Source organism: Lentzea californiensis, assembly GCF_024648825.1.
Classification (GTDB): Bacteria; Actinomycetota; Actinomycetes; order Mycobacteriales; family Pseudonocardiaceae; genus Lentzea; species Lentzea californiensis.
The window spans coordinates 164,076-176,797 of sequence record NZ_JANBBE010000001.1 but is presented as its reverse complement, the minus strand read 5'-3'; the positions used below and the strand labels follow the sequence as shown (position 1 = coordinate 176,797).

The 12,722-nt window shown below is 70.1% G+C and carries 16 protein-coding genes; 5 read left to right on the top strand and 11 right to left on the bottom strand.

Going from position 1 to position 12,722, the window contains the following annotated elements; genetic code table 11:
• Positions 1-48: 48 nt before the first annotated feature.
• From LX88_RS00955 to LX88_RS00945, 3 genes are read right to left on the bottom strand one after another with little or no spacing between them, the layout of a single operon-like run.
• A complete protein-coding gene (locus LX88_RS00955; protein ID WP_258946029.1) occupies positions 49-486 on the bottom strand; it encodes a YbaB/EbfC family nucleoid-associated protein in 438 nt (145 codons plus the stop codon).
• Positions 483-836: a YbaB/EbfC family nucleoid-associated protein gene (locus LX88_RS00950; RefSeq protein ID WP_258946028.1), complete on the bottom strand. Its 354-nt coding sequence runs from the start codon at positions 834-836 to the stop codon at positions 483-485. Before LX88_RS00950 ends, LX88_RS00955 begins: the two co-directional genes overlap by 4 nt.
• Before the next feature lie 5 nt (positions 837-841).
• Positions 842-1,186: an LmrA/YxaF family transcription factor gene (locus LX88_RS00945; RefSeq protein ID WP_372511241.1), complete on the bottom strand. Its 345-nt coding sequence runs from the start codon at positions 1,184-1,186 to the stop codon at positions 842-844.
• On the opposite strand from LX88_RS00945, the gene LX88_RS00940 reads away from it, so the two are divergent.
• Entirely contained in the window at positions 1,122-1,496 is a 375-nt protein-coding gene (locus LX88_RS00940) for a tautomerase family protein (protein WP_258946026.1), read from the top strand. The genes LX88_RS00945 and LX88_RS00940 overlap by 65 nt on opposite strands.
• A 7-nt stretch (positions 1,497-1,503) precedes the next feature.
• On the opposite strand, the gene LX88_RS00935 is transcribed toward LX88_RS00940, so the two are convergent.
• Complete coding sequence (locus tag LX88_RS00935) at positions 1,504-2,685, bottom strand: C40 family peptidase (RefSeq protein WP_258946025.1); 1,182 nt, start codon at positions 2,683-2,685, stop codon at positions 1,504-1,506.
• Entirely contained in the window at positions 2,682-3,008 is a 327-nt protein-coding gene (locus LX88_RS00930; protein ID WP_258946024.1) for a type VII secretion target, read from the bottom strand. Before LX88_RS00930 ends, LX88_RS00935 begins: the two co-directional genes overlap by 4 nt.
• Positions 3,009-3,100: 92 nt before the next feature.
• Between LX88_RS00930 and LX88_RS00925 the strand changes: the two genes are divergently transcribed.
• Positions 3,101-3,637: an SMI1/KNR4 family protein gene (locus tag LX88_RS00925; RefSeq protein ID WP_258946023.1), complete on the top strand. Its 537-nt coding sequence runs from the start codon at positions 3,101-3,103 to the stop codon at positions 3,635-3,637.
• Positions 3,638-3,881: 244 nt separating this feature from the next.
• On the opposite strand, the gene LX88_RS00920 is transcribed toward LX88_RS00925, so the two are convergent.
• From LX88_RS00920 to LX88_RS00910, 3 genes are all read right to left on the bottom strand, one after another.
• Positions 3,882-4,400, bottom strand: coding sequence for a VanZ family protein (locus LX88_RS00920; RefSeq protein WP_258946022.1), 519 nt, complete (start codon positions 4,398-4,400; stop codon positions 3,882-3,884).
• A gap of 77 nt (positions 4,401-4,477) precedes the next feature.
• Positions 4,478-6,655 carry an FtsX-like permease family protein gene (locus tag LX88_RS00915; protein ID WP_258946021.1) on the bottom strand — a complete coding sequence of 726 codons (2,178 nt, stop codon included), beginning with the start codon at positions 6,653-6,655 and terminating at the stop codon, positions 4,478-4,480.
• On the bottom strand, positions 6,652-7,338 hold the full coding sequence (locus LX88_RS00910) for an ABC transporter ATP-binding protein (protein WP_258946020.1): 687 nt from the start codon (positions 7,336-7,338) through the stop codon (positions 6,652-6,654). Before LX88_RS00910 ends, LX88_RS00915 begins: the two co-directional genes overlap by 4 nt.
• A 109-nt stretch (positions 7,339-7,447) precedes the next feature.
• On the opposite strand from LX88_RS00910, the gene LX88_RS00905 reads away from it, so the two are divergent.
• The 3 genes from LX88_RS00905 to LX88_RS00895 are packed head-to-tail and all read left to right on the top strand — an operon-like array spanning position 7,448 to position 9,413.
• Positions 7,448-8,578, top strand: a complete 1,131-nt coding sequence (locus LX88_RS00905; RefSeq protein WP_258946019.1) for a sensor histidine kinase — start codon at positions 7,448-7,450, stop codon at positions 8,576-8,578.
• The gene (locus LX88_RS00900) at positions 8,575-9,201 is read left to right on the top strand and encodes a response regulator transcription factor (protein WP_090067231.1); all 627 of its coding nucleotides are present in this window, start codon (positions 8,575-8,577) and stop codon (positions 9,199-9,201) included. Before LX88_RS00905 ends, LX88_RS00900 begins: the two co-directional genes overlap by 4 nt.
• Entirely contained in the window at positions 9,198-9,413 is a 216-nt protein-coding gene (locus LX88_RS00895; RefSeq protein WP_258946018.1) for a helix-hairpin-helix domain-containing protein, read from the top strand. Before LX88_RS00900 ends, LX88_RS00895 begins: the two co-directional genes overlap by 4 nt.
• A gap of 59 nt (positions 9,414-9,472) precedes the next feature.
• Here the strand turns inward: LX88_RS00895 and LX88_RS00890 are convergent, their stop codons facing one another.
• From LX88_RS00890 to deoC, 3 genes are read right to left on the bottom strand one after another with little or no spacing between them, the layout of a single operon-like run.
• Positions 9,473-10,336: an aldehyde dehydrogenase family protein gene (locus tag LX88_RS00890; RefSeq protein ID WP_090067232.1), complete on the bottom strand. Its 864-nt coding sequence runs from the start codon at positions 10,334-10,336 to the stop codon at positions 9,473-9,475.
• Positions 10,329-11,756 (bottom strand): aldehyde dehydrogenase family protein, encoded by a 1,428-nt coding sequence (locus LX88_RS00885; protein WP_258946017.1) that lies wholly within the window; start codon positions 11,754-11,756, stop codon positions 10,329-10,331. Before LX88_RS00885 ends, LX88_RS00890 begins: the two co-directional genes overlap by 8 nt.
• A 4-nt stretch (positions 11,757-11,760) precedes the next feature.
• The gene (gene deoC, locus LX88_RS00880) at positions 11,761-12,717 is read right to left on the bottom strand and encodes a deoxyribose-phosphate aldolase (RefSeq protein WP_258946016.1); all 957 of its coding nucleotides are present in this window, start codon (positions 12,715-12,717) and stop codon (positions 11,761-11,763) included.
• Positions 12,718-12,722: the final 5 nt, after the last annotated feature.

Genomic DNA, 12,722 nt, shown 5'->3' with positions numbered 1-12,722 from the left:
CTCCCGGTCACGCCTGCCTGATGCCGTCGACGAGCCTAACGGTGCTGATCACCGGAGCCACGAGGGGTTCTCGAAGAACGCGTCTTCGTCCGGGTCCTCGACGCGCGGTGCCCTCTGCCTGCGCTCCGGTGGTGCCTGCTCAGCAGGGGCTTTGGGTGGCACGACGGGGTTCCAGGTCGACCGGAAGGGTGAGTCGCCGGCGATGGACTCGACGTCGATCGCCATTCCGTCACCCAGTGCCAGTGCCATCTTGTTGAAGCTGGTCTGCACGGCCGCGTTCGTCGCGAGCTGGACGGTCTCGGTGACGACCTGGCCGACCGCCTGCGCGCCCTGGCCCAGCAGCGCCGGGTGCAGGTGCAGAGCCTTGATCTCGCCCTTCGGCGTCGCCGTGACCATGCACAGCCCGTTCGGGTGCTCGGTGGTGGCGGTGAGGACGCCGAGCTCGCGCTGGAGCTGCTCGGTGGCCCGCATGCGGTCCTCGTTCACCGCTGCCACCCGAAGTCGTCGTCGTCCTGACCGCGTTCGACGCCCAGCGCGGTGAGTTCGCGCGGGTCGACCACTCGGTCCAGCGTCTGGTGCAGGCGGGTGTTCGCGTTGCGCTGGGCCTTGTCGGCGATGCGCATGATCTCGGCGGCGAGCCCCTGCGGGCCCATCCGCAACGCCGCCGGGCTCACCGTGATCTGCCGGGGTGGACCGCCGGGCGTGGCGACGACCGCCACCGCGTTGTCGGGAGAGGACGCCCGTCCTGTGATGGGACCACTGCGCGTGACGTGCTCCGACACGGCCTGCTCGACATCGCGCACCTTCCGCGCGGCGCGCTGGACGTCGTCGTCCACTCCGATCACCCCCTGTTGTGGACAGTGTGCCGCATTTCAGGATCTTCGGTGGCGGCTTGTAGCAAGGCCGTGAGTTCGGCGGCGACGTCGTCGAGGGGGTCGATGGAGCGCTGGGCGCGGCACATCGCGACGGCGCCCTCCGCCGCCGAAACGCAGAGGTGGGCGAGGCTGCGCGCACGGCCCGAGGCCACGCCGTGCTCTTCGAGCGAGGCCGCGAGCTGACCGGACCACGTCCTGAACGCGTCCGCCGCGGCCATGAGCGCCTGCGGGCTGGCGTTCTCCTCGATGGACACCGCGAGCACGGGACAACCGGCCTGGAAACCGGACTCGGTGACGACCTGCCGCCACAGTGCGAAGAACTTCCGCTCGGTCGCCTGGACCTACCTGCACGAACTGCCCGCGGGCGCGCAGACGACGGCCGAGGACGACGCGCCGCGGTTCCGGGTGGACGTCCGGGTGCCGGTGGGTGCGCTGTCCGACCGGCGCAAGGCCGGCCTCGTCTGGGAGGCGACGGCGCTGGTGCTCGCCGCCGCCGGACTGGGTGAGGCCGACGCCATGCGGGTGTGGGTGCTGATCCACGAGCAGCCCGAGGGCACCTGGGGTGCCGGCGGGCAGATCGTGAAGTTCGCCGAACTCAAGGCCCTGGCGGCTCAGGGCTAGCCGAGCATCACCCGGTGGGGCGGTAGAAGCCGTAGAACGACATGCCGCTGTTCGTCGTGCGGATCGGCTGCACCTGCACCGGGTCACCGGCCTCGACCATCTGGCCGTTGCCGATCACCATCGCCACGTGCCCGTCCCACACCACCAGGTCACCGGGCAGCAGCTGGTCCGCCGGCACCGAGGCGCCCATCGCCTGCGACGAGGCCGGACGCGGGATGTCGAACCCGGCGCCGCCGTACGCCCACTGCGTGAGGCCGGAGCAGTCGGTGCCCTGGGGCGGGTTCGCGCCGCCCCACACGTACGGGGTGCCCAGGGCGGACAACGCGTTGCGCACGGCCTTGGCCGCGGTCTCGTTCGGCGCCTCTGCGCTGCTGCCGTCCGGCAGGTTCACGCCGACGCCCTCACCGGGCTGCGGCGGGATCGCTACGGGCAGGCGCGGGCCGGAACCGCCACCACCTCCACCACCGCCTGATCCTCCGCCGCCACCGCCGCCCGAACCACCGCCACCGCCACCGCTGCCACCGCCAGAACCGTTGCCGGAGTTCGAGCTGGGAGCGGATTCCTGCTTCTTGGTGTCGGAGGCGCCGGCCGTCGAGGTCGTGCTCTCGTCGCCGCCGAGCGGGTCGCCGAGCTTCGCCAGCGCGCCGGCGTCCGGCTTCTGCAGGGCGTTGAGCTGCCCGACGAGCTGCGTGAGCTGGTCGCGCACCTTCTGCAGTTCGGCGGTGGTCTTGCCCTGGTAAGCGGAGGCCATCCCGGCGAGGTCGGCGACGGCCGCCAGCACCACGCCCGGCCCGGCCACGAGCGACAGGGCCAGCGCGGCGGCGAGCTTCGGGGTCGCCTTGGACGTGAACTCGTCGATGAGGCCCTGGATCGCGGTGCGCCCGCCGGTCACCGCCGTCACGCCGGTCGAGGCCGCGGTCTTGATCGCGGAAGCGTTCGAGGACAACAGGTTCGTGGCCGAGGCGAAGGTGGAGACACGGGCGGTGAAGGCGTTCGCCCTGTCGCCGGACCACGTGTTCAGCACCGCGGTCGAGGCCGAGGCGTGCCGCGTGCCGAAGTCCGTCATCGCGGTCTGGGCGCGGCCGAAGGCGTCACCCGCACGAGTCGCGCCGCCGGTGTCACCGTCGAGCTTCGCGAGGTCTTCCTTCATGGGCGCGATGAACTGGCTCAGCAGCCCCTCGACGCTCATGCCCGCGCCGCCTTGTTGAGCGCCGCCTTGTTCGCGTCTTCCTGCGCGACGTAGGCATCGCGTGCCTTCGAGACCGCCGTGCCGAGGCCCGCGAGTCCGGTCGACGCTGCCTTCAGCGCGTCGAGCTGTGCCTGCGCGGCCGCCTGGAACGCGGCGTTGAGCCCGACCTCGTTGCCCAGCTTGCCGAAGCAGTCGCCCGGCAGGCTGGTGGTGCCGTTCAACGTGCCCGTGCCGACCGTGCCGACCTCGCTCGCCAGACCGCTCACGGCCGACGCGTATCCGGTCAAGGCGTCGAAGTCGACCTTGAGGCCTTGTTCCGCCATCTGAAAGCTCTTCCCCCAGTAGTGAACCGTTCGCCTTGATCCTGCCCCGATGGGCGGTACCTCGCCCGTCGTTCCGCCAAGATCATGGATCGGTGGGTGTGATCGAGCACTGGAACCGGATCCTGGCATGGCTGGCGGAGCACGCTCCGGCCACCCGCGCCGTGTTGCGTCCGAGGTATGACGCGCTACCGGATCTTCGGGTTCCGATCGATCTACAGCTGTGGTGGAGCGTCTACGGCGGCACCGAGGAAGGCCTCTTCGCCGAGATCCTGCCGCCCTTCTACACGCCGCTGGGCGCGGACGGCGCGTTCGTGCTCAGGGAGACCCACGTGAGCAAGCCCGTGGACGCCTCCGAGGCGGGCGCCCCGACCAGTGGGTTCCACCCCGAGTGGCTCCCCATCGCGTTCGACGGCACCGGCGACGTGCTCGCGGTGGACCTGCGCCCCGGCGTGCTGCGCGGCTGCGTGGTCGAGTGGGACCAGGAGCGCAACGAGATGGTCAAGCCGGAGTGGACGTCGATCCTGGAGATGTTCGACCAGGTGGCGACGGCCCTGGAGACGCGCGGCGCGGTCGGGCACTGCCTGCCGGAGGTCAACACGGCGGGCGAGCTGGGCTGGCGGACGACCTAGGTGTGATGTCCCAGGAGGCTGGCCAGCCGGCGGCCAGGGCCCGGCGGCGCGCGTCACCTCACGCCGCCGGGTGAACATGGGGTCAGACGTAGTTCGTCATCCCTAGAGCCTGGCCTTCGGCGCTACCGCTCGCTTGCACCGCGACGCCCACGTCGAGCACAGCGGTGATGATGGCGATCGTTCGTCCGGCACGCATGCGGCTCAGCATCCACACGGCCCTTGCAGGTTTTCTGGAATCCGCAGGTCAGCGTGCGCTGGCGAGCTCCCGCTGCGGTACGACGGTCTTCACGCGGGCGTAGACCTTCACGGCGGTCAGCGCGCCGAGCCAGCCGAGCGCGGTGCCGGTGGTGTTGGTGATCAGGTCGTCGACGTCGAAGATCCGGTTCGCCCACAACAGCTGCGAGCCCTCGATCAGCAGCGAGACGCCGTAGCCGATCAGCGCGGCCTGGCCGATCGTGCGCCTGCCCCAGAACATCAGCATCGCGCCGAGCGGCACGAACAGCAGCACGTTCAGCGTCATCTGGTCGAACGCGATCTGCCCGTCGCGGAACGTGTCGGCGATCCACTGGAACGGGACCAGCTGCACGGACTGGCGCGGCGCGACGGTCTGCATCGGCAGGAACGTCGCCGCGAACAGCATGCTCGCGTAGACGGTGACGGTGGTGCTGCGGAAAGTCAGCTGACGGAACAACAGCTGCGGGAGCAGGAAGACGACGGACAGGAAAACGCCCCATTGGATGCTCGCGAGCTGTGCATTGGTCATGAATCAAAGGTATGAAAATGGCCCTCATCGCACATCGCGCTGAGGGCCAGTTCCACTCTCGTACTTCCGGCCGAGTGCTACTCCGCCGCGTAATCCCTCGGGCTGATGCCGCGTAGTACCGGACCGCACGCCAGCGCCGCTACCAGCGCGACCACGATGCCGACGCCCACCGGGGCGATGACCCACGGCGTGATCGGCATTTCTCCGTGACCCACCAGTCCACGCGCCAAGGTGAGCAATCCGAGGCCCACGACAATTCCCGCACCGCATGCCGCGATTGTGACGGCGAACACCGGAAGCATCACTTCTCGGCGCAATGCGTGAGCCAGGACGCGAATTGGTGTGCCGGCCGCGATCAACGCACCGAAAGTGCGCCTGCGGTCGATCACCGACCCGGCCGCGGACACCGCAGCGCCGATGCCGCCGAGCACCGCCGCGATGGAGAGCCCGATGATCGTGGCCCGCTGCAGGTCCGCCATCAGCGTGTCGCCGAAGAGGCCCCGCTGCTCGCCGTCCACCAGCCGCACGCCCGGCAGCGTGCCGATCAGCGCGGTGTGCACGGCGTCGCGGTTCTCCGGCGTCGTAGGCACCCCGACCATCGACACCTCGCCCGTGAGCGACGGCAGCAGGCCGCGGTCGATGACCGCGCTCACCCGGCCGTTGCCCTCGAACGGCCGCGTCTCGTAGTTTGTCGGCAGCTGCGCGGTCATCGTGTCCTCGCTGCCGCTCGACTCGAACTCGTTGCCCTGCAACGGTCCTGGCGCGTAGACGGCGGGTCCCGTCTGGCAGCGGAGGCCGGACAGCACCTTCGCGACGTCGGCGCAGTCACCGACGACGACGTACGTGCCGCGGTCGCCACTCCTGATCGAGCCGTCGAGCATCGTGACGATCGGCCCTGAGAGCGCCAGGCGCAACGGCGTGACGTCGTGCGTCACCTGCTCGGCCACGATCGCGTTCTCCAGCCACGTCGAGTCGCGGTACGGGACCTGGCTCTCCAGCCCCGGCAGCATCGTGAGCGCCATCGAGCCGGTGAACACGGCGATCACCACGCCCGCCGAGCCGCGGAACGCCGCCACCGGATCGCCGGCGAGCCTGCGTCCGGCCAGCAACGTCGACGGCCTGCGCCACCGCCCGACGAAGAACCTGCCGACCCACGCGGTCAGCACGGGTCCCGCCAGCACGAGCGCGAGCGCCACCGCGCCCAGGCCGAGGAGCACGACGGTGAACTGGCCGTCGCCGCCGGCCTGCTGCGCGTACATGACGCCGAGGAAGAACACACCCAGCGCGCCGGCGATCGTCAGCAGCCGCCACGACCTGACCCCGCGCTTCGCCTCCGCCGCGAGCGGCTGGTTCACCACGCGCCGCAGCCCGGTGATCGCGGCCCCGATGACGAGCAGCGGCGCGAGCACGGCCACCGCCGCCACGACCGCGGGTTCCGGCACGAAGTCACCGGGGTACCAGGTGCCGCCCTCCCACGGGACCTTCGCGGTGAGGTGGCTGAACGGCTGTGCCAGCACCACGCCCAGCACGCTGCCGACGACCGCACCGATCGCGGTCTCGACGGCGGTCATCACCACGACCTGCCGAGGGCTGGCGCCGGCGAGCCTGAGCGCGGCGAGGCGCCGTTCCCGTTTCGCCGCGGTCAGCCTGGCGGCCGAGGCGACCAGCACCAGGCACGGCACGACCAGCACCACGAGCCCGACGCGCGTGAGCAGGTAGAGCATGCCGTGGTAGTCGTCGCGGTACGAGCCGGCGCCACCGCGCAGATCGGCCGCGGGCCAGCCGTTCCCGACCTTCTCGTGGCCGACGATCGCGACCAGCTCGCCGGGGAACTTGAGCGCTTCCGGCCCCAGTTCGGCGATCTGCCTGCCGGGGAAGCGGTTGCCGAGCTTCTCCGGCGAGGTGGCGCGCACGAGGTCCGCGAGCGCGGGCGACAGCAGCACCTCGCCCGCTTCCGGGAACCTGGCGATGCCCGCCGCGACCGGCACGGCGCCCTGTTCGGTACGGGCGACGTCGAACCGTTCGATCAGCTTGCCGTCGTAGGAGTCCTGGTTCGTGGCAACGGAAATGGCGCCTTCGTCGTTCTGGCTGATGCCGTCGCGCCACGCCGTGCGGTCGGCGCGCGCCTGCAGGCCGTTCGGTGCGGCGAGGAGCCACAGCACCAGCGACACCGCGATCATCACGCCGAGCGCGACGAGCACGGTCGCGACCTGGCTGCGGCGGTCCCTGCGCAGCACCGCGAGAGCGATCCTCACGCGGACACCCCCGTGGTGGTCCTCTGGGCGATGCGCCCGTCCTGGATCTCGACGACGCGCAGCGCCCGGTCCGCGATCGCCTTGTCGTGCGTGACGATGACGACGGCCGCGCCGGTCTCCTCCGCGGCCTGCAGGAGCGCGGTCATCATCTCCTGGCCGGTGCGCGTGTCGAGGGCGCCGGTCGGCTCGTCCGCGAAGATCACCCGAGGCTTGTGGGCGAGGGCCCGTGCGATCGCGACGCGCTGCGCCTGCCCGCCCGAGAGCTGGCTCGGCAGCCGCTTCTCCAAGCCCTGCAAGCCGAGCCGCGAGAGCCACAGCCTGGCCGCACCGAGCGACTCCTCCCGCGACCCGCCGGCGAGCAGCATCGGCAGTGCCGCGTTCTCCTCGGCGGTCAGTTCGGCCACCAGCATCCCCGACTGGAAGACGAACCCGAACGCCGTGCGCCGCAACGCGCTGCGGCCCGTCTCGTTCAGTTCGCCGATCGCCCGACCGTCGAGGAACACCTCGCCGCCGTCGGCGCGCAGGATGCCGGACAGCACGTGCAACAGCGTCGTCTTGCCGGACCCGGACGGACCGACGACCGCCAGCACGTCCCCGGCCTTGATGTCGATGTCCACCCCGGCGAGCGCGTGCACGTCGCCGTAGGTCTTGACCAGGCCCCGAGCGGCCAGAACCGAATTCATGCTTCTCAAGGTGCCGTGCGGCGAGCTGTAAAACCTCAGCCTTGACGACACACCGGATCAGCCGGATGACCGAGGCCGTAGAGGTCTGGTGGTCCTACCGTTGTCTTCCGTGGACAGTCACCGGGGCCAATGGCCGATCGCCGCCGTTCTCGCCTTGCTGATGGTGGGCGAGCTTCTGATCATGGGCGAGCCCGGCAGGGCCGGGGCGCTGGTGTGGCTGCTGACGGTGCCGGTGTGCATCGCGGCCGTGACCTCGTTCAAGTCGAGGGCCTTCACCATCCCGGTGGCGGTCGTGTCGATCTTCGTCTCGTCGTTCGTCATCGCGTACTTCCAGGTGAACGTGCCGACGATCCTCAGCCCCCTGACCATCGCCGAGACCGCCGCGTGCCTGGTCATCACCGCTGTCGTCGTCCGGGAGGAACCCCGCCGCGCCGCCACGTGGTCGGTCGGCTCGCTGGTCGCCGTGAGCCTCTTCGCCGCCATCGTCCGGGACAACTGGCTCTCGGGCAGCAACTACAACGAGATGCTCGGCTCGCTCGTCCTGGGCTTCACGGCCGTCGGCACCGGCCTGTACTTCCGCGCCCGCGACACGGAGAGCGGCCGCCTCATCGCCGCCGCCGTCACCGACGCGCAGAAGGAAGAACGCATCGCCCTCGCCCGCGAGCTCCACGACGTCGTCGCCCACCACGTGACGGGCATGCTCGTGCAGGCCCAGGCCGCGCTGGAGGTCTCCGACGACGACCCGCACGCCGCCCACCGGCTGCTGCCCGGCATCGTCCGTTCGGGCACCGAGGCACTGGGGGCGATGCGCCGCCTCGTCGGCACGCTGCGCCAGGGCGAGAACGAGGCGGCCACCACCGACCTCGCCGCCGACGTCATCGCGGCCGTCGAACGCACCCGCGAGCTCGGTTTCGAGACCCGCCTGCGCATCGACCTGCCCGACGTCGTGCCCCCCGAGCTCGGCCGCTCGGTGTTGCGCCTGGTCCAGGAGTCGCTCACCAACGTGCACAAACACGCCGTCTCGCCCACCATGATCGACGTGGAGATCTCGCGGACGTCCGGCGGGGCGTTGCGCGTGATCGTGGCCGACGACGGTCAGCTGCACGAGCTGAACCAGGGTGGCTACGGTCTCGTAGGCATGCGTGAGAGGGTCGACCTGCTCGGCGGCCTGTTCTCGGCGGGCCCGCGTGAGAACGGCTGGCAGGTGCTCGCCGAGCTACCCCTGGAAGGGAACAAGTGATCTCGGTCCTCATCGCCGACGACCAGGAGATGGTTCGCGTCGGGTTTCGGATGATCCTGGAGAAGCAGCCGGACATCACCGTCGTCGCGGACGTTCCCGACGGGATCGCGGCCGTCACCGCCGCCCGCGAGCACAACCCCGACGTGGCGCTGCTGGACATCCGCATGCCGGGGCTGGACGGGCTCGAGGTGACCAAGAAGCTGTCGCCGACCACGAAGGTCGTCGTGGTGACGACGTTCGACCTGGACGAGTACGTCCACACGGCACTGGAGAACGGGGCGTCCGGGTTCCTGACCAAGGACGCCGGTCCGGCGCTGCTGGTGGAGGCCGTTCGCGCCGCCGCCGCCGGGAACGCGCTGATCTCGCCTCAGGTCACCGTGCGGATGCTGGAGCACTTCGCCCGGCCTGCCCAGCGGCCTGATCTGTCGTTGCTCACGGCTCGCGAGCAGGACGTGGTGCGGGAGGTGGCACGAGGGCTCAGCAACCAGGAGATCGCGTCCGCGCTGTTCCTGTCGCTGTCCACGGTGAAGACGCATCTGGCTTCCGTGCAGACCAAGCTGAACGTGCGCAACCGCGTGGGAATCGCTTCGTGGGCGTGGCGGGCCGGGCTGGTGAACTCGTGAGCGAGCAGCCGGGATCCGAGTTCCCGCGCGCCATCGGCAAGGTCGCCAACCGCGAGCTGGTCGCGAACGGCTACACGACGTACGACTCGCTGACGAAGGTGCCGGCGAAGGCGCTGCTGCAGATCCACGGCGTCGGGCCGAAGGCCGTCAGGATCCTGGGGGAGGAGCTGGCGGCGCAGGGCAAGGCCTACGCCGCCGACACCGCTTGTTGATGAGGGGAGCTTTCATAAACCTGAGGTTCATGAAAGCTCCCCTCATCAACTTCACGGCACTAGACACCCATCGGGTGCCAGACCGTCTTCGTCTCCAGGAACGCGCGCAGGCGGGACATGTCCGGCGTGACCGCGAAGTCCTCGCTGGGCTTGTTGCGCAGCACGCGCTTCACGGTGCCCGCCGCCGCCCGCTCCAGGTCCGCGCGGATCGACTCCGGCGCACCGGTCAGGTCCAGCGCGTTCACGTCGCCGTGCGAGGCCAGCCACGGCGCGATCTCCGCGGTGCGGCCGGTGATGATGTTGACCACGCCACCGGGCACGTCACTCGTGGCCAGCACCTCGGACAGCGTGATGGCGGGGAGCGGGCGGTCCTGCGAGGTGATGACCACGCAGGTGTTGCCCGACGCGATCACCGGTGCGATCACCGAGATCAGGCCCAGCAACGACGACTGCTGCGGGGCCAGCACGGCGACCACGCCCGTCGGTTCCGGGGTGGAGAACGAGAAGTACGGGCCCGCCACCGGGTTCGAGGAACCCAGCACGGCCGCGATCTTGTCGGTCCAGCCCGCGTACCAGACCCAGCGGTCGATGGCGGTGTCCACGAGGGACTGCGCCTTCTTCGCCGCGACGCCCTCCGAGGTGGCGACCTCCGCGATGAACTGCTCGCGGCGGCCTTCGAGGACCTCGGCCACGCGGTACAGGACCTGGCCCCGGTTGTAGGCCGTGGTGCCGGACCAGCCCGCGAAGGCCTTGCGGGCGGCGGAGACCGCGTCCCGCGCGTCCTTGCGGGAGCCGTGGGCGGCGTTCGCGAGGAACGTGCCCTTCGCGTCCGTCACCGGGTAGCTGCGACCCGACTCGGAGCGCGGGAACTTGCCGCCGATGTAGAGCTTGTAGGTCTTCGCGACCGTGATGCGATCAGACATCGAGGTAGGCCTCCAGACCGGTGCGGCCGCCCTCACGGCCGAAGCCCGACTCCTGGTAACCGCCGAACGGGGCGGTCGGGTCGAAGCGGTTGAACGTGTTGGACCAGACGACGCCGGCGCGCATGCGTTGTGCCATCCAGAGAATGCGCGAGCCCTTCTCGGTCCAGACACCGGCGGACAGGCCGTACGGCGTGTTGTTCGCCTTGGCCACGGCCTCTTCCGGCGTGCGGAAGGTCAGGACGGACAGGACCGGGCCGAAGATCTCCTCGCGGGCGATGCGCATCGCCTGCGACACCCCGGAGAAGACGGTCGGGGCGAAGAAGAAACCCTTGTCCGGCAACGGGCACTCCGACGTCCAGCGGGTCGCGCCCTCGGCCTCGCCCGACTCGGTCAGCTCCTTGATCTTGGTGAGCTGCTCGCGCGAGTTGATCGCGCCGACGTCGGTGTTCTTGTCCAGCGGGTCGCCGACCCTGAGCGTGCTGACGCGCGCGTGCAGCTTCTCGACCAGCTCGTCGGCGATGGACTCCTGCACGAGGAGGCGGGACCCGGCGCAGCAGACGTGGCCCTGGTTGAAGAAGATGCCGTTGACGATGCCCTCGACGGCCTGGTCGAGCGGGGCGTCGTCGAACACGATGTTCGCGGCCTTGCCGCCCAGTTCCAGCGTGAGCTTCTTCGACGTGCCCGCGAGCTGCCCCTGGATGACCTTGCCGACGTCGGTCGAGCCGGTGAAGGCGACCTTGTCGACGTCTTCATGGCCCACGAGCGCGGCACCGACGTCACCGGCACCGGGGATGATGTTGACGACACCCGGCGGCAGGTCGCACTGCTGGATGATGTCCGCGAGCACCAGCGCCGTGAGCGGCGTGGTCTCGGCGGGCTTGAGCACGACGGTGTTGCCGCACGCCAGCGCCGGCGCGATCTTCCACGCCGCCATCAGCAGCGGGAAGTTCCACGGGATCACCTGGCCCGCGACGCCCAGCGGCTTCGGGTCCGGCCCGTAGCCCGCGTAGCCGAGCTTGTCCGCCCAGCCCGCGTGGTAGAAGAAGTGCGAGGCCGCCGTCGGGATGTCGACGTCGCGCGACTCCTTGATCGGCTTGCCGTTGTCGAGCGACTCCAGCACCGCGAGCTCACGGCCGCGTTCCTGGATCTGCCGCGCGATCCGGTAGATGTACTTGGCCCGCTCGGACCCGGGCATCTTCGACCACACGCGGTCGTAGGCCCTGCGCGCGGCCTTGACCGCGGTGTCCACATCGGACTCGCTCGCCGTCGAGACCTCCGCGAGCACCTCCTCGGTGGCGGGGTTGATGGTCTTGAGCGGCTCGCCGGAGCCCTCGACGAACTTGCCGTCGACGAACATCCGGTAGTTCGGCTTGAGGTTCGCGATGTCCCGCGACTCGGGCGCGGGGGCGTATTCCCACATGTCTTCAGTCCACCGTCACGTAGTCCGGGCCGCTGTAGTGGCCGTCCAACTGGGTCCGACGCTGCATGAGCAGGTCGTTGAGCAACGTCGACGCGCCGAACCGGAACAGGTTCGGGTCGAGCCACTCCGGACCGGCCACCTCGTGCACGGCCACCAGGTACTTGATCGCGTCCTTGGTCGTGCGGATGCCACCGGCGGGCTTGACCCCGCGCAGTTCACCGGTCTGTTCCTTCCAGTCCCGCACGGCCTGCAGCATCACGTGCGTCACCGGCAGCGTCGCGGCGGGCTGCACCTTGCCGGTCGACGTCTTGATGAAGTCGCCACCGGCCAGCAGCGCGAGCCACGACGCGCGGCGCACGTTGTCGTACGTCACGAGCTCGCCGGTCTCGAGGATGACCTTGAGGTGCGCGTCGCCGCAGGCTTCCTTGATCTTGACGATCTCCTCGAACACCTGCCCGTACCGGCCGCTGAGGAACGCGCCGCGGTCGATCACCATGTCGACCTCGGCCGCGCCCTGCTCGACGGCGAACCGCGTGTCGGCCAGCTTGATGTCCATCGTGCTGCGGCCACTGGGGAACGCGGTCGCGACGCTGGCGACGTTGATGCCCGTGCCCACCAGGTCGTCGGCAGCCGTCTTCACCATGTCCGGGTACACGCAGACAGCGGCGACCTTCGGCACGTCGGGCCGGTCGGGGTCGGGCCTGCGGGCCTTCGCGGCGAGCGAGCGCACCTTGCCGTGCGTGTCCGCGCCTTCGAGCGTGGTGAGGTCGACCATGCTGATCGCCAGGTCGATGGCGTGCAGCTTGGAGGCCTTCTTGATGCTCCGCGTGCCGAGGCCCGCGGCTCGTTGCTCGACGCCGACCTGGTCGACGCCGGGGAGCCCGTGCAGGAAACGCCGCAGCGACGATTCGTCGCGCACGGCGTCAGCCAGGGCCGACGGCAGTGTCGTTGGAGCAGCCATGTCCT

Excerpts from the sequence above, each read along its gene's own strand:
- LX88_RS00920 (WP_258946022.1), bottom strand. The coding sequence starts at position 4,400 with ATGACCAATGCACAGCTCGCGAGCATCCAATGGGGCGTTTTCCTGTCC.
- LX88_RS00930 (WP_258946024.1), bottom strand. The coding sequence starts at position 3,008 with ATGGCGGAACAAGGCCTCAAGGTCGACTTCGACGCCTTGACCGGATAC.
- LX88_RS00910 (WP_258946020.1), bottom strand. The coding sequence starts at position 7,338 with ATGAATTCGGTTCTGGCCGCTCGGGGCCTGGTCAAGACCTACGGCGAC.
- deoC (WP_258946016.1), bottom strand. The coding sequence starts at position 12,717 with ATGGCTGCTCCAACGACACTGCCGTCGGCCCTGGCTGACGCCGTGCGC.
- LX88_RS00885 (WP_258946017.1), bottom strand. The coding sequence starts at position 11,756 with ATGTGGGAATACGCCCCCGCGCCCGAGTCGCGGGACATCGCGAACCTC.
- LX88_RS00935 (WP_258946025.1), bottom strand. The coding sequence starts at position 2,685 with ATGAGCGTCGAGGGGCTGCTGAGCCAGTTCATCGCGCCCATGAAGGAA.
- LX88_RS00940 (WP_258946026.1), top strand. The coding sequence starts at position 1,122 with ATGGACACCGCGAGCACGGGACAACCGGCCTGGAAACCGGACTCGGTG.
- LX88_RS00890 (WP_090067232.1), bottom strand. The coding sequence starts at position 10,336 with ATGTCTGATCGCATCACGGTCGCGAAGACCTACAAGCTCTACATCGGC.